The sequence below is a fragment of the Rhizobium ecuadorense genome, assembly GCF_001187535.1.
GTDB classification, from domain to species: Bacteria; Pseudomonadota; Alphaproteobacteria; order Rhizobiales; family Rhizobiaceae; genus Rhizobium; species Rhizobium ecuadorense.
The window spans coordinates 113,557-128,256 of the sequence record NZ_LFIO01000023.1 but is presented as its reverse complement, the minus strand read 5'-3'; the positions used below and the strand labels follow the sequence as shown (position 1 = coordinate 128,256).

Below are 14,700 nucleotides of genomic sequence, written 5' to 3'. Positions count from 1 at the left end.
CTTCTCCCTGTGGAGAAGGACGCTGAAATCAGATGCGGGCGAAGCGTTCGATCAAAAGATCGAAGAAGCCGTCCGCATCGACCTGGCGCATGACTTTGGCGTTGCGCTGGCGCTCGGTGACATGCCACCAGTCGACGACCGTCATGCCGACGGTGAGTTCGGACTGAACCTCGATCTCGACATTGCATTCCCGGCCTTCGAAAAGCTCCGGCTTCAGCAGGTAGGCGACGACTGTCGGGTCATGCAGCGGTCCGCCATCGGAGCCGTATTTCTCGATATCGAAGCGCTCGAAGAATTCCAGCATCTCGACCATCGCCTTTGCCGGCGCCGTGCCGATCTCGGCCATCCGCTTCACCCGGTCTTTGCGGGTCAGCAATTGGTGCGTGACGTCAAGCGGCATCATCACGATCGGCACGCCTGAGCGGAAGACGATATCGGCGGCCTCGGGGTCGACATAAATATTGAATTCGGCCGCCGGCGTGATGTTGCCGCCCTCGAAGAAGCCGCCGCCCATCATCACCAGTTCGCGGATGCGCGGGGCGATGTCGGGCGCCTTCCGCAAGGCCAAGCCGATATTGGTGAGCGGCCCGAGCGTGCAGAGCGTCACGGTGCCTTCGCTCTCACGCCGCAGCGTCTCGATGATGAAGTCGACGGCATGGCCTTGCTGCAGCGCCATCGTCGGCTCGCTGAGTTCAGGGCCGTCGAGGCCGGTCTTGCCGTGCACATGTTCGGCGGTCACCAGCTTGCGGGCGATCGGCGCGTCGGCGCCGGCGAAAACCTTCGTCTGCGTCCGGCCGCAGAGCTCGCAGACGATGCGTGCATTGCGGCTGGTCAGCGCAAGCGGCACATTGCCGGCGACCGTAGTGATCCCCAGCACTTCCAGCTCGTCGGGGCTGCCGAAGGCCAGCATGATGGCGGCCGCGTCGTCCTGGCCGGGATCCGTGTCGATGATGATCTTTCTTGCGCTTGCCATCCGATGCACCGTTTTCTTCATTTCTCGTCGCAAATCGGCACATTGCGCGCCGGCACGTTTTGATGCGAGGCAGCAGGCGCTTTGTCAAGCAGCCCCCGGGGCGCCACCTTAAAATTGCGGGGTGGCACCGAGACGTCGCCCGCGTCTTGCAGCGCCGGGGTGCTGTCCCCATATTAGCGGCATCCGGATGCTGCCCTTAAGGTCCGGGATGGTCGCTTGCATCAAGGACTTGAAAAGAGATGAGCCGCATTACCCCTTTCGCCAGCCCGCTGCTTCTGGGCTTCGATGCCATGGAAAAGACGCTGGAGCGCATTTCCAAGGCAAGCGACGGATATCCGCCTTACAATATCGAACGCATCGGCGCCGACAGCGGCGCGCCGGAACGTCTGCGCATCACCCTGGCTGTCGCCGGCTTCGGCGAGGAGGAACTCGATGTTTCCATCGAGGAGAACCAGCTTCTGATTCGCGGTCGCCAGGTCGAGCAGGGCGATCGGGACTATCTCTATCGCGGCATCGCCGCCCGCCAGTTCCAGCGCACCTTCGTTCTTGCCGACGGCATGCAGGTGCTCGGCGCTGGTCTGAAGAACGGTCTGCTCTCCGTCGATCTAATTCGCCCGGAGCCGGCGCGCATGGTCAAGAAAATTAACATTTCGGTCTCACAGTAGCACAACGGTTTGTCGAACCGTTGGTCCCTTCTTCCGGAGGAACAGGAATGTTGATGAAAGAAGCCACGTCTCACTTGACCAAATCCGAGCTTGCCCACATCGGCAGCGGCGAGGTCGCTTATATCAGAAAAATGCGCACCGAAGAGGTCGCCAAGTGTTTTCCCGAGGCGCCGGATATCGATCCGAATGTCGATCTCTGGGCACTCTTCGGCGCCGACGGCACGCCGATCCTCTTGACGGACAACCGCTCCAGCACCTTCTTCAAGGCTGCCGAGGACGAACTGAAGACGGTCAGCCTGCACTGACCGTCGAATACTGTCTATCGCGTTTCACCGCTTTTTGCGGTGCATCAGGCATTTGTAGCGATGCCGCTTCGAGATAAACTGATCGTCGTTGGTGCCGTGTGACCCCCTCATCCGACCCTGCGGGCCACCTTCTCCCCGCTGGGGAGAAGAGGGGAGAATGCCGCGCCGATGCTGCCCAAACGAACCCGGCCGTTCAGAAGCACGTCATCCAATGGGATCGATAAGGAGGCAGCTTGCTCCTTCTTCTCCCCAGCGGGGAGAAGGTGGCCCGAAGGGGTCGGATGAGGGGGCCACACGGCACGCCCGTCGCTATTGCCCTCTAGCCGCCGTTGAAACTCAGATCTTCCGGAACGTCAGATAGGCCGACGACCGGCCCTCGCGGCGCGCCTTGGCCTCGTAGCGCGTGCTCGGCCAGCCCTCATAGGGCGTCAGCCAATCCGCCGCGTTGCCGGCCATCCAGTCGAAGCCGCCATGGTCGCGGCATTTGAGCAGCGTCCAGTTGACATAGGTGTCGATGTCGGAGGCGAAGCAGAACAGGCCGCCGGGCTTCAGCACGCGATGGAAGCGGTCGAGATTGGTCTTCGAGACGAAGCGCCGTTTCCAGTGCTTCCGCTTCGGCCAGGGGTCGGGGTAGAGCAGGTCGATCTGGTCGAGCGACGCGTCCGGCAGCCAGTCGAGCAACTGCGTCGCATCGTCATTATAGACGCGGATATTGCGCGCGCCCGTTTCGCCGACGCGCGACAAAAGCTTCTGCATGGAGTTGACGAAGGGTTCGACGCCGATGAAGCCGGTGGACGGTCTTTCCAGGGCGCGGTGGATCAGGTGTTCGCCACCGCCGAAACCGATTTCCAGCCGCAATGTCTCCACCGGAACCGGAAAAAGCGAGGTCAGCGGCTCCGGAGGAGCCGCCGAGAGGTCGACGAGGAATGCCGGGAGCAGGCTGTTTAATGTTTCAGCCTGCTGTTCGCGCAGGGCCTTTCCCTTGCGGCGACCGAAAAAGGCTTCGGTCGCCCGGCCCCGGCGTTCCATATCCGTCATGCAGCGGCCTTGGTCTTCACGGCTTCCTTGAGTGCCTTCACGAGGTCGGTGCGCTCCCAGGAGAACGAGCCGTCGCGGCCGGCCTTGCGGCCGAAATGGCCGTAGGCCGAGGTCTTGGCGTAGATCGGCTTGTTGAGGTCGAGGTGGCGGCGGATGCCCGACGGCGACAGGTCCATATTCTCACGGATCGCCGCTTCGACCTGGTCTTCCGAAACACCCTTGCCGGTGCCGTGCAGGTCGACATAGATCGACAGCGGCTGGGCGACGCCGATGGCGTAGGAGAGCTGGATCGTGCAGCGGTCGGCAAGGCCGGCGGCCACGACGTTTTTGGCGAGATAGCGGGCGGCATAGGCAGCCGAACGGTCGACCTTGGTCGTGTCCTTGCCGGAGAATGCGCCGCCGCCATGCGGCGCAGCACCGCCGTAGGTGTCGACGATAATCTTGCGGCCGGTGAGGCCCGCATCGCCGTCAGGTCCGCCGATGACGAACTTGCCGGTCGGGTTGATGTACCACTTGCAATCGTCGGCGATCTTCAGTTCGCCGAGCGCTTCGCGGATATAGGGCTCGACGACGGCGCGGACCTTCTTCGAATCCCAGCTCTCGTCGAGATGCTGGGTCGAAAGCACGATCGAGGTTGCTTCCGACGGCTTGCCGTCGACGTAGCGCACGGTCACCTGGCTCTTGGCGTCGGGGCCGAGCTTGGCGACTTCGCCATCGCCCTTCTTACGGGCAACTGCGAGCAGCTGCAGGATCTTGTGGGAATAATAGATCGGCGCCGGCATCAGATCCGGCGTTTCGCGGCAGGCGTAACCGAACATGATGCCCTGGTCGCCGGCGCCCTCGTCGCCCTGCTGGTCGGCAGCACTGTCGACGCCCTGGGCGATGTCGGCCGACTGCGAGTGCAACAGCACGTCGATCTTGGCCTTCTTCCAGTGGAAGCCGTCCTGCTCGTAACCGATGTCCTTGATAGCGCGGCGGGCGGCAGCCTTGAACTTCGACGGGTTGATGACGTCGTTGCCGTCCTTGTCCTTCTTCATCAGGCTCGGGGGAAGGCGAACTTCACCGGCGATGACGACACGATTGGTCGTCGCGAGGGTTTCGCAGGCAATGCGCACGCCCCACGGATTGATGCCAGTCTTTGCCGCTTCGCGGTAGACCAGATCGACGATCTCGTCGGAGATGCGGTCACAGACCTTGTCAGGGTGACCTTCGGCAACAGATTCGCTGGTAAAGAGATAATTCGCGCGCATTCCGGGATTCCCCTCAAAGAATAAAAGCTACCTAGTAGGTACTCAGTTCGAGGCCTGATGACAAGCGCAGAAGGACATAAATATATCTTTATATCTGCGGCAAAGTGACAAATTTTGCCCTAAAAACGCAAAAAAGGCGGCCTTTCGACCGCCTTTCGGATTCTGCGATGGGTGTGGCTCAGTCGGAGTCGGCCTCGGCTGCCAGAGCCTTCACCAGCTCCACGACCTTGCGGCGAACCTTCGGATCGGAAATCTTGACGAAGGCGCGGTTGAGCTGCAGGCCTTCGGAAGAGGAGAGGAAATCGACGACGTAATTCGAGCTGGAGGCCTCGGCCATGCCGCCGCCGGAATGTTCGCCGGGCGCGTCCTCGAAGAAAAAGGAAACCGGAACATTGAGGATGTTCGAGATATTCTGCAGACGGCTTGCGCCGACGCGGTTGGTGCCCTTTTCGTATTTCTGAATCTGCTGGAATGTGATGCCGAGGCTTTCGCCCAGCTTTTCCTGGCTCATGCCCAGCATTGTTCGGCGAAGACGAATACGGCTGCCAACATGGATGTCGATCGGATTCGGCTTCTTTTTGTTTTCAATCATGGTCGTGCCCTAGCTAAGAATTTCAACCTGTTTAACCGGCATGCCCCTGATCCATCCCAAACGCCACGTTGCAAGCGGTGAGAACCCACCTTTGAACATACGTTCGGAACGCCGATTGTCATCACTATGCAATTTTAGGGGTTTTTGGTCAATTCAACCCGGAAATAAAACCTCTACGAGAAACCAGCGCAATCAAAATGAGCAGGACCTCGGTCAACCAGAAGTATGTTTGCCGGGGGAATGTCGTTCCGGCTTCCACCCCGAACCTATCAAGAGTTGCATCAATATAGCCGGTTTGTTCGAGATCGAGGCCGGCAACAATTTCCCCTCGTGCATTTACAATTGCTGAAATACCGCTATTGGCGTCGCGAATCAGCGGCAGTCCGGTTTCAACAGCCCGTACACGCGCCTGCTGGAAGTGCTGATAGGGGCCGGGCGTCGCACCGAACCAGGCATCATTGGTGATATTGAGGATGGCATTGGCGTCTTTGATGTCGCCGGTCATTTCATCGGGGAAAATGATCTCGTAGCAGATCAGCGGATAGAGATTGAGCCCGCCGGGCAGCGCCAGCAGGTGCCGGCTCACTGCTGCCGAAAACCCTCCGGGCATCTCGACGACGTTCTGGATGCCGAATTCGGTGAGCAGGTCCTCGAAGGGCAGGTATTCGCCGAAAGGCACCAGATGTACCTTGTCGGAGGCGGCGACGATCTGACCGCGTCCGTCGATGACATAGATGGAATTATAGTAGCGCGCCGGCGTGCCGGGTCCCATCTCTTCGGCGCGCACCGCGCCGGCGATCAGAATCTGGTTGTCGTCGAGCGTATCGGCGATCCGCGTCAGCGCATCCTGGTTGTCGGTCAGGATGAAGGGGATCGAGGTTTCCGGCCAGACGATGATGTCGGGCTTGCGCCCGCCGCTTTTCGGCGTTTCGGCCGACAGCTTCAGATGCGTCTCGAAGATCGCATTGCGGTCGGCGTCATTGTCCATCTTCGCCGCCTGGTCGATATCAGGCTGCACAAGCCGCACCACTGGCCGCTTATCCTCCGGCAAGGCCGCCGCCCGCGGCGCGAGGTAGAGGGCATAAGCACCGTAGCCGAGATGGGCGGCAAACAGCAGGACGGCGAGCGCGAGACCCGCCCGCGCGCCTTGCCGCGTGCCGGCAAGGGCAGGCGCGGAGAAGATGAAGACGGCAAGGGCCGTCACCCCCATCGCCCCGATCACATGCGCCGACTGCATCATCAGCGGAACCGGCATCATGCCGTAGCCGATGGCGTTCCAGGGAAAGCCTGTGAGAACAACGCTTCGCAGCCATTCCATCAGCCCGAAGCTGGCCGCAAGTGCGGCGATCCGTCCCATGCCGTCGGACCAGAAGATGCGGGCAAGTGCGGCCGCCAGGCCGTAGAAAATCGCCAGGCAGGCCGGCAGTCCGAGAATGGCGAGCGGCAGCGCCCAGGCGAATTCCTCCTGATCGACCAGCAGCGCATGGCCGAGCCACCAGAGACCGGCGACGAAATAGCCGAAGCCGAACAGCCAGCCGGTGGCAAAGGCCGGCCACAGCCTGCCGAACACGCCGCTTTCAGGCGAAGCCGCCGCCCCGTCGATCAGCCAGACGAGCAGCGGGAAGGAGACGAACATTGCCGCGAAGAAGCCGAAGGGCGGCAGCGCCAGCACGGCGAATGCTCCGGCGGCGATGGCCAGCAGCGACCGTTTGAAACCCCAGACGAGGATAACCCTGTCCGCAAGCCGCTCCATGCGCACTCCCATCAAAACCGCGAATCAACCCGTTCGCAGTCTTTCAAAAAAGCGGCTCCTTGTCCCGTTAATGCATATCGCCCGGAACCGTGCAGCGGTTCCGGGATAACGACATGCACAAAATATACAGCCTTAGTTGGCGGTTGATTCCGCCGGCCGGTCGTCGCCAGCGTCAGAGCCGGGCGGGATGTCGCCATCGACCTTGGCGCGGCGGCGGATCGCATGGCGCTTGCGGGTGATGCGCAGCCGCTTGATGCGGCGCGGATCGGCCTCGAGAATGTGGAATTCGAAACCGGGGAGCGCCTGAACGACCTCGCCGCGTACCGGGATGCGGCCGAGTGCGGAGAAGATCAGGCCGCCCAGCGTATCGACCTCGTCGACCTGCTCGCTGATATCGAAATCCGGTCCGATCGCTGCGGCGATCTCTTCCAGTTCGACGCGGGCGTCGGCGATGAAGACGTCTTCGGCGACCCGCTTGAACATCACCTCTTCGTCGTCATGTTCGTCGTCGATGTCGCCGACCACCATTTCGACGATGTCCTCATGCGAGGCGAGGCCGTCGGTGCCGCCATATTCGTCGATGACGAGCGCCATCTGCGTGCGGTTCACCTGCATGCGGCGCAACAGGTCGGAGGCCAGCATCGACGGCGGCACGAACAGGATCTTGCGGATGATGCCGGCTTCCGTCAGCGTCTTCTGCAAGTCGACGCGGGCGAGATCGAAATTCGGCTTGCCCGAACGCGTGGGCTTCTGGATGTTTTCGGGCGCAACTTCGATCGCCGGCAGCGCCGGCACGGCAACGGCCGGTTTTGTCGGGCCGCGGCGTTTGTTGCGCGCCTGCTTGGCGACATAGGAGAGCAGGTCGCGGATATGCACCATGCCGCGCGGATCGTCGAGCGTATCGGCATAGACCGGCATGCGCGAGCGGCCGGATTCTTCGAACAGGATCATCAACTCGCCGATGGTGATATTCTGGTCGACCGCCTCGATATCGGCGCGCGGCACCATCACGTCGGCGACGCGTACCTCGCGAAAACGCAGGATGTTGTGCAGCATTGCCCGTTCGTCGGGCGAAAACGCGTCGTCTCCCGCCGCATCGGTCATCAGCGCGTCGGCAAGATCCTCGCGCAGCCGCGAGCCTTGCTGCGGGCGAAGGATGCGCGCGGCGCGCGACCAGAAGGATTGGGATCGGCCGGATGGCCGACTACTACTGCCCGCCTCGTCGGAAGAGGAGGATGGCTCGGAGTCCTTGGCGTCTGCCGCCGGCTTCGTCGTAAAGTCGCTCATGGTTCCATTTTAAGGTCTTGACCCTCGTAAGGATCAGATAGGCCGAGCTGCGCCAAAATGCGAGTCTCCAGCCCCTCCATAATTTCGGCTTCGGCACTATTCATATGGTCGTAGCCGAGAAGATGCAAGAAACCGTGCACCAGAAGATGGGTCAAATGGTCGTCGAAACTCTTTTCGAGCTCGATGGTTTCCCGCTCTACCGTCTCCCGGGCGATGATGATGTCGCCGAGCATCGGACCGGGCATCGTGCCGGGCTGAACCGGAAAGGCCGGAAAGGAAAGCACGTTTGTCGCCTTGTCCTTCCCCCGCCATTCGGCGTTGATGTCCTGAATCGAGGCGTCGTCGGTGAAGACAAGCGACACCTCGGGCGGCATCGTCGGGAAGGGCTGCTTCTCGCTGTCGCGGAGATAGACCACGGCTGCGCCGAGCACGCGCTCGCAGAAGGACAGCAGCGTTTCCTCGCCCGGCCAGCCGATGTCGTCGACGCTGATCTGGATGTCGAGTTCGGCCATCAGTCCTGCCGGCTGGCTGCTTCGGTTTCGACGGCATAGGTGGAATCATAGGCCCTGACGATGCGTCCGACCAGCGGATGGCGGACGACGTCGGTATCCTTGAAGCGCACGATCGATATGCCCTCGACGCCGTTGAGAAGCTGCAGCGCCTCGACGAGACCGGATTTGACGCCGCGCGGCAGGTCGATCTGGCTCGGGTCGCCGGTGACGATCATCCGGGCATTTTCGCCGAGACGCGTCAGGAACATCTTCATCTGCATCGATGTCGTGTTCTGCGCTTCATCGAGGATGATGGCGGCATTGGCGAGCGTGCGGCCGCGCATGAAGGCGAGCGGCGCGATTTCGATGACGCCGGCGGTGATCGCCCGGTCGACCTTGTCGGCGGGGATCATGTCGTAGAGCGCGTCATAGAGCGGGCGAAGATAAGGATCGACCTTTTCCTTCATGTCGCCAGGCAGGAAGCCGAGGCGCTCGCCGGCTTCGACCGCCGGGCGCGACAGAATGATCTTTTCGACCGCGCCGCGCTCCAGGAGCTGGGCGGCATGGGCGACGGCGAGATATGTCTTGCCGGTGCCGGCCGGGCCGACGCCGAAGACCAGCTCGGCACGCTCAAGCGCCCGGATATAGGCGTCCTGGGTCGGCGTGCGGGCGATGATCGTCTTCTTGCGGGTGGAAACCTGCGCCATCGTCAGCTTGGCCTTGCGCTCCATGGTGGGAAGGCTGAGCTGGTCGTCGGCGGCGACTGCCATGCGGATTGCGCCCTCGACGTCGGATCGTTCCACGCTGCCGCCTTTCTGAAGCTTTTCATAGAGATAATCGAGAGTGCGCCGCGCCTGGTTGGTGGTCACGACATCGCCTGATATGACGACCGAATTGCCGCGGGCCCGCGCATCGATATTGAGCCGTTCCTCAAGCAGCTTGAGGTTCTGGTCGAATTGACCGAAGAGCTCGCTGGCGAAGCGGTTGTTCTCGAACGTCAGGACAAAGTGATTGGAGTCGCTCGGCGTGCGGGGGTGGCGCGGTGAAGAAGAAACCAATTCTTGTCCGTTCAAGCGGTCGGGCTCCTTGGGTTAAACCGCAGCCTCTGCACGTTCGGCAAACAGGCTGTTGTTTCCGGTTCCGGTGATTCGCACTTTAATAATGTCACCGATTTGCGATGCTTTTGCATCAACATTCACGGATTGAAGCCACGGAGAGCGGCCGATCAGCTGTTCCGGCATGCGACCGGGCTTTTCCAGCAACAGGTCGATCTCTTTGCCGATGCAGGATTCGGCAAATTCCTGCTGCTGCTTCAGGAGAAGCGCTTGCAGGCGTTCCAGCCGTTCTGCCTTGATCTCTTCCGGCACCTGGTCCTTCAGTTCCGCGCCGGGCGTGCCCGGCCGTGTCGAGTATTTGAACGAGAAGGCCTGTGCATAACGGACCCCCTCCACAAGCCTGAGTGTATCCTCAAAATCGGCGTCTGTCTCCCCCGGAAAGCCGGTAATGAAATCGCCCGACAGCGCGATATCGGGCCGCACCGTGCGGATGCGCGCGATCAGCGAGAGATATTCGGCCGCCGTGTGGCGCCGGTTCATCGCTTTGAGGATACGGTCGGAGCCCGATTGCACCGGCAGGTGCAGATAGGGCATCAGCGCCCGGAGATCGCGGTGGGCGTCGATCAGCCGGTCGTCCATGTCGCGCGGATGGCTGGTGGTGTAGCGCAGCCGCGCAAGGCCGGGGATCTCGGCAAGCCGGTAGAGCAGGTCGCCGAGGCTCCATGCCTCGCCCCGCGGCCCGGCACCGTGCCAGGCATTGACGTTCTGCCCGAGCAGGGTGATCTCGCGCACGCCGCCCTCGACGAGCTTTTCGGCTTCCTCGACGATCTGAGAAACCGGCCGCGACACTTCCGAGCCGCGCGTATAGGGCACGACGCAGAAGGTGCAGAACTTGTCGCAGCCCTCCTGCACCGTCAGGAAGGCGGTGACGCCGCGGGCGCGGATCTTCCGGCTCTCGGCGATCGGCAGGTGCTCGAACTTGTCCTCGATCGCATATTCGGTATCGACGACGCGCTGGCCCTCCTTGGCCCGGCGCAGCGCCTCCGGCAGGCGGTGATAGGTCTGCGGGCCGATGACGACGTCGACGGCAGGCGCCCGGCGCAGGATCTCCTCGCCTTCGGCCTGGGCGACGCAGCCGGCAACGCCGATCATCATCTCCCGGCCGTCCACCGCCTTCCTCTTTTTCATGTCGCGCAGCCGCCCGAGCGCCGAATAGACCTTCTCGGCCGCCTTCTCTCTGATATGGCAGGTATTCAGCAGAACGAGGTCGGCCTCTTCCATATCCTCGGTCGGTTCGTAGCCGTCGCGGGCAAGCGCATCGCTCATCCGCGTGGAATCATAGACATTCATCTGGCAGCCATAGGTCTTGATGAAGACCTTGCGGCTGTTGGAGCCGTCGCGGAGTAGCTGTTCCGGGGCCTGGAGGAGGGCGCTTTCCTGTGTCATGGCGCGCTATTTAGTGGTTTTTGCCGCCCGAGAAAATCGAAATCTTACGTTAGGAGATTTCCCGCCCGCGCAGGCGGCTGTTCAACAGGTTGCGAATGCGTGAGGCAATGGCCGCGCTCACCTCCTTGCGATTGGTGTCGGCGCGGTATTCCACCGCCTCGCCGAAGGAAACTTCGGCGTCGATGGCGCCGCAGCGCACGATGTCGAGGAGGTGCGGCAGCAGCTCGATATCCCCCGGCCAGGCGGCAAGCGGCCGGTGATAGCGGCCCATGGCGATGCCGTGCACCCTCGTATAGGCGACAGCCACCGGCTGCACCACGACGATGCCCGTCGGCGAAGCGGGCACGGCCATCGCGGCGGCGCCGAACAGCGAGGATTTGACCTCCAGCAGCCGGTTGCCGTCCGAGGTCGTGCCCTCAGGAAAGAGCACGACGATCTCGCCGTCGGCCATGCGCCCGGCGATCTCGTTTGCCTGATGGCCGGTCTTGCGTCTCTCTTCGCGCACGACGAAGACGCTCTTCTGCAGCTTGGCGAGCGTGCCGAAGATCGGCCAGTCGGCCACCTCGATCTTGGCGATGAAGGCAACGTCGGCAACCGCCGACATCACCATAATATCCATCCAGGAGGAATGGTTGGAGCAGAGCATCAGCGGCCGGCGCTCTTCCAACCGGCCGGTGACGCGGACGCGGATGCCGAGACAATAGCAGACGATGCGGTGCCAGACGCGCGGCAGCCGGCGCCGCAGCCGCCAGTCGAAACGCAGGGCGAGCAGCTGCAGCGGTACGAGCACGATGCTGACGGCCAGGATGATGACCGCAGCGCAGACAATACGCAGCCAGGCGATCAAATGCTGGTCCCCCGGGCGGCCATCGCTTCAGAGATCGTCCTTCTTCAGCGGGATGCCGTAGAGCTCCAGCCGGTGGTCGACCAGCTGAAAGCCGTGCTCGCGGGCGATGCGCTCCTGCAGCGCTTCGATCTCCGGCGAGCGGAATTCGATGACCGTGCCGGTCTTCAGATCGATCAGGTGGTCGTGATGCTCTTCCGGCACCGTTTCGTAGCGCGAGCGCCCGTCGCGGAAGTCGTGGCGGGCGATGATGCCGGCATCCTCGAACAGTTTCACGGTGCGGTAGACGGTCGAGATCGAGATCTTCGCATCGACCTTCACCGAGCGGCGGTAGAGTTCCTCGACGTCGGGATGGTCTTCGGAGTCTTCCAGGATGCGCGCGATCACGCGGCGCTGCTCGGTCATGCGCATGCCGCGTTCGGTGCAAAGCTCCTCAAGGGTCTTGGCTACATCAGACATGGCCCGCCTCTAGGGATATTCGTGTTTCGAAAACGCCGCACCGCGTTGCGCCGTGCCTGCGTCCATGTTTCTCGCTGGCAGGGAACTACCGAAGAACGCGCTTCATGACAAGCGCCGTGGAGAGGGCGCCGTTTTCCTGCTTGTAATAACCCTTGCGTTCCCCGACCTTTTCGAAGCCGAGCTTGCGATAGAGGCCAAGCGCTGCCGTATTGCCGTCGTCGACTTCGAGAAACATGCTCTCGCCGCCGCGGGCGCGCGCTTCCCGTATCGCCGCCTGCATCAGCCGCCAGCCGAGCCCGGCGCGGGCGACCTTGGCCTGGACGGCGATCGTCAGGATCTCCGCTTCGCCCGCGACATGGCGGGCCAGGATGAAGCCGGGAAGCGGTTTTTTCAGGATGGCGTTGGTCTGGCGCGCGACGAAGCCGAACACGGTCTCCTGCATCAGCAATCCGTGAAATTCACCGTCGCCCCAGGGCCGGGCAAAACGCTCGCCGTGCAGGACGGCGACATCGCGGCAATCCTCGCGCTCCATGGCAATGATCTCGAATTCCGGCTTCAGCGTCAGATAGGCTTCCAGCATCGTCATACTCGTCGGGCAATCGCATACCCGGCCTGCGGCTTGGCATCGGGTCCGCGCAGATAAAGGGGCTTCGGCTTTCCGGCATCGGGGGAGGCGGCAGCACCGAGGCGCGCCACGATAGAGATCGGGAAACTGTTGCTGTGATCGCTGCCGGCGTCGGCCTTCAAGAGCGGCGTCGCCGAACCGGTGATCTCTCCGTCGAAGCTTTCAGCAAAAGCTTGCGCGTGCGCGACGCTTAGCGCCCGTGGCGCGTCGAGGGGCGAACCGTCTGATGAAAAGGACTGGAGGTAGATTTCGTCCCGCTTGGCGTCCATCGCTGCCAGCACGGCGCGATGAGGCGTCTTCTCGCGCTGGGCTGATGCCATGACCTCGAGCGTGGTGACGCCGACGGCGGGCACATTGAGGGAAAGCGCAAAACCGCGGGCGGCGGCAACCCCGACGCGGATGCCGGTAAACGAGCCGGGACCGATGGTGACGGCAATCCGGTCGATATCGGATAGCGTCATATCGGCCTGTTCCAGCGCGCGATCGACGATACCGATCAGATGTTCAGCATGCCCCTTGCCGATCATGTCCGATGCCTCCCCCAGCATCGTATTCCTGCCGCTGTCGTAAACGGCGGCAGCGCAGTCTACACCTGCCGTGTCGAGCGCCAGAACAATCATGCCATCAATTTCCGAAAAATCTATTGTCGCCCGATTATAAATTCATCCGGCCGAACGGGAGATGAACGGCCGGACGAACTCACATTTTAAGCGGCAATCACTTCCTGCACTTCCGGGACGAAATGGCGCAGCAGGTTCTGGACGCCGTGCTTCAGCGTCGCCGTCGAAGACGGGCAGCCGGCGCAGGACCCCTTCATGTTCAGATAGACCTTGCCGTCCTTGAAACCGCGGAAGGTGATATCGCCGCCATCCTGGGCAACGGCCGGCCGCACGCGGGTCTCCAGCAGTTCCTTGATGGTCAGCACGATCGATTCGTCGCCTTCGTCAAAGAACTCGTCGCCGGCATCGACGTCCTCGGAAAGGATCGAGGCATCGCCCATAACCGGCTTGCCGGACATGAAATGCTCCATGATCGAGCCTAATATAGCCGGCTTAAGATGCTGCCATTCGGCATCGTCCTTGGAAACGGAAATGAAATCATAGCCGAAGTAGACGCCGGTGACTCCAGGGATTTCGAACAGGCGGGCAGCGAGCGGCGAAGCTTCGGCTTCCGCAGCACTGCGGAACTCGGCCGTGCCGTTTTCCATCACCACCTTGCCCGGCAGGAACTTCTGCGTGGCGGGGTTCGGCGTGGCTTCGGTCTGAATGAACATCTGGGTCTCCATGCGGCTGCCCATGGCTTCGCCGTCTTTAGAATTCTTCAAAAGAAGATAAGCCGATTGCCGGTACCATTCAAGAGATTTTTACTCAAGAAATTCTCAGCAGAGGGCGTCGATTTCCTCGTTGGTCAGCGTATCCGGCAGCACCGTGACCGGGATCGGAAACGCCGCCGCCCGGCCGGCGATCGACGAGACCAGTGGTCCCGGACCTTCCTTCGCCGAACCGGCGGCCAGAACGAGGATCGCGACATCGCGGTCTTCCTCGATCACCGCGTTGATCTGTTCGGCCGCACCGCCTTCGCGGATGACGATCTCCGGCTCGATGCCGATCGTCTCGCGCACGATCTGGGCGATCTTGGCAACCACCGCCTCGGCCTCCTCGCGCGCCTCGGCCCGCATGATCGCCTCGACGCCCAGCCATTGCTGGAAATCCCCGTCGGGGATGACGTAGAGCAGCACCAGCCCGCCATTGGAATTCTTCGCGCGCCGGCCGGCATAATGAACGGCGCGCTGGCATTCGGGTGTACCGTCGATCACCGCCATGAATTTGCGGCGATGACCTTCGAGCCGTGAGAGTCGCTTCGATACCATGGCGCGGACTCTGACACCCGAAGCGGAAAATTTGCAAGCCCAGTTTT

General features: G+C 62.1%; 17 protein-coding genes. 2 read left to right on the top strand and 15 right to left on the bottom strand.

Annotated elements, in window-relative coordinates; translation table 11 throughout:
- Positions 1–28: 28 nt before the first annotated feature.
- Positions 29–973 (bottom strand): nucleoside hydrolase, encoded by a 945-nt coding sequence (locus tag AF337_RS01325; RefSeq protein ID WP_049730791.1) that lies wholly within the window; start codon positions 971–973, stop codon positions 29–31.
- A gap of 239 nt (positions 974–1,212) precedes the next feature.
- Here AF337_RS01325 and AF337_RS01320 point away from each other — a divergent pair, with 239 nt between their 5' ends.
- Both AF337_RS01320 and AF337_RS01315 read left to right on the top strand, forming a co-directional pair.
- Positions 1,213–1,638, top strand: coding sequence for an Hsp20 family protein (locus tag AF337_RS01320; protein WP_049730711.1), 426 nt, complete (start codon positions 1,213–1,215; stop codon positions 1,636–1,638).
- A gap of 47 nt (positions 1,639–1,685) precedes the next feature.
- Positions 1,686–1,943, top strand: coding sequence for a BQ00720 family protein (locus AF337_RS01315; RefSeq protein ID WP_003570822.1), 258 nt, complete (start codon positions 1,686–1,688; stop codon positions 1,941–1,943).
- Positions 1,944–2,279: 336 nt separating this feature from the next.
- On the opposite strand, the gene trmB is transcribed toward AF337_RS01315, so the two are convergent.
- The 14 genes from trmB to AF337_RS01245 form a co-directional block, all read right to left on the bottom strand.
- Positions 2,280–2,981 carry a tRNA (guanine(46)-N(7))-methyltransferase TrmB gene (gene trmB / locus AF337_RS01310; protein ID WP_049730710.1) on the bottom strand — a complete coding sequence of 234 codons (702 nt, stop codon included), beginning with the start codon at positions 2,979–2,981 and terminating at the stop codon, positions 2,280–2,282.
- Positions 2,978–4,231 (bottom strand): methionine adenosyltransferase, encoded by a 1,254-nt coding sequence (gene metK, locus AF337_RS01305; RefSeq protein WP_049730709.1) that lies wholly within the window; start codon positions 4,229–4,231, stop codon positions 2,978–2,980. The genes trmB and metK overlap by 4 nt, the downstream gene beginning before the upstream one ends.
- A gap of 178 nt (positions 4,232–4,409) precedes the next feature.
- A complete protein-coding gene (locus tag AF337_RS01300) occupies positions 4,410–4,823 on the bottom strand; it encodes a helix-turn-helix domain-containing protein (RefSeq protein WP_049730708.1) in 414 nt (137 codons plus the stop codon).
- Between the two features lie 148 nt (positions 4,824–4,971).
- Positions 4,972–6,576, bottom strand: coding sequence for an apolipoprotein N-acyltransferase (lnt, locus tag AF337_RS01295; protein WP_049730707.1), 1,605 nt, complete (start codon positions 6,574–6,576; stop codon positions 4,972–4,974).
- 132 nt (positions 6,577–6,708) lie between these two features.
- A complete protein-coding gene (locus AF337_RS01290) occupies positions 6,709–7,863 on the bottom strand; it encodes a hemolysin family protein (protein ID WP_049730706.1) in 1,155 nt (384 codons plus the stop codon).
- Complete coding sequence (gene ybeY / locus AF337_RS01285; RefSeq protein ID WP_049730705.1) at positions 7,860–8,375, bottom strand: rRNA maturation RNase YbeY; 516 nt, start codon at positions 8,373–8,375, stop codon at positions 7,860–7,862. The genes AF337_RS01290 and ybeY overlap by 4 nt, the downstream gene beginning before the upstream one ends.
- Positions 8,375–9,427, bottom strand: a complete 1,053-nt coding sequence (locus AF337_RS01280) for a PhoH family protein (RefSeq protein WP_049730704.1) — start codon at positions 9,425–9,427, stop codon at positions 8,375–8,377. The genes ybeY and AF337_RS01280 overlap by 1 nt, the downstream gene beginning before the upstream one ends.
- An 18-nt stretch (positions 9,428–9,445) precedes the next feature.
- Positions 9,446–10,855, bottom strand: coding sequence for a tRNA (N6-isopentenyl adenosine(37)-C2)-methylthiotransferase MiaB (gene miaB / locus AF337_RS01275; protein ID WP_049730703.1), 1,410 nt, complete (start codon positions 10,853–10,855; stop codon positions 9,446–9,448).
- Positions 10,856–10,904: 49 nt separating this feature from the next.
- A complete protein-coding gene (gene olsA, locus AF337_RS01270) occupies positions 10,905–11,702 on the bottom strand; it encodes a lyso-ornithine lipid O-acyltransferase (protein WP_049730702.1) in 798 nt (265 codons plus the stop codon).
- Between the two features lie 27 nt (positions 11,703–11,729).
- Positions 11,730–12,158 carry a Fur family transcriptional regulator gene (locus tag AF337_RS01265; RefSeq protein WP_049730701.1) on the bottom strand — a complete coding sequence of 143 codons (429 nt, stop codon included), beginning with the start codon at positions 12,156–12,158 and terminating at the stop codon, positions 11,730–11,732.
- An 85-nt stretch (positions 12,159–12,243) separates the two neighbouring features.
- Positions 12,244–12,744, bottom strand: a complete 501-nt coding sequence (locus AF337_RS01260) for a GNAT family N-acetyltransferase (RefSeq protein ID WP_193393560.1) — start codon at positions 12,742–12,744, stop codon at positions 12,244–12,246.
- Positions 12,741–13,403, bottom strand: coding sequence for a tRNA (adenosine(37)-N6)-threonylcarbamoyltransferase complex dimerization subunit type 1 TsaB (gene tsaB, locus AF337_RS01255; RefSeq protein WP_049730699.1), 663 nt, complete (start codon positions 13,401–13,403; stop codon positions 12,741–12,743). Before tsaB ends, AF337_RS01260 begins: the two co-directional genes overlap by 4 nt.
- Before the next feature lie 86 nt (positions 13,404–13,489).
- Positions 13,490–14,056 (bottom strand): NifU family protein, encoded by a 567-nt coding sequence (locus AF337_RS01250; protein ID WP_049730790.1) that lies wholly within the window; start codon positions 14,054–14,056, stop codon positions 13,490–13,492.
- Positions 14,057–14,161: 105 nt separating this feature from the next.
- Positions 14,162–14,653 (bottom strand): universal stress protein, encoded by a 492-nt coding sequence (locus AF337_RS01245; protein WP_049730698.1) that lies wholly within the window; start codon positions 14,651–14,653, stop codon positions 14,162–14,164.
- Between the last annotated feature and the right edge of the window lie 47 nt (positions 14,654–14,700).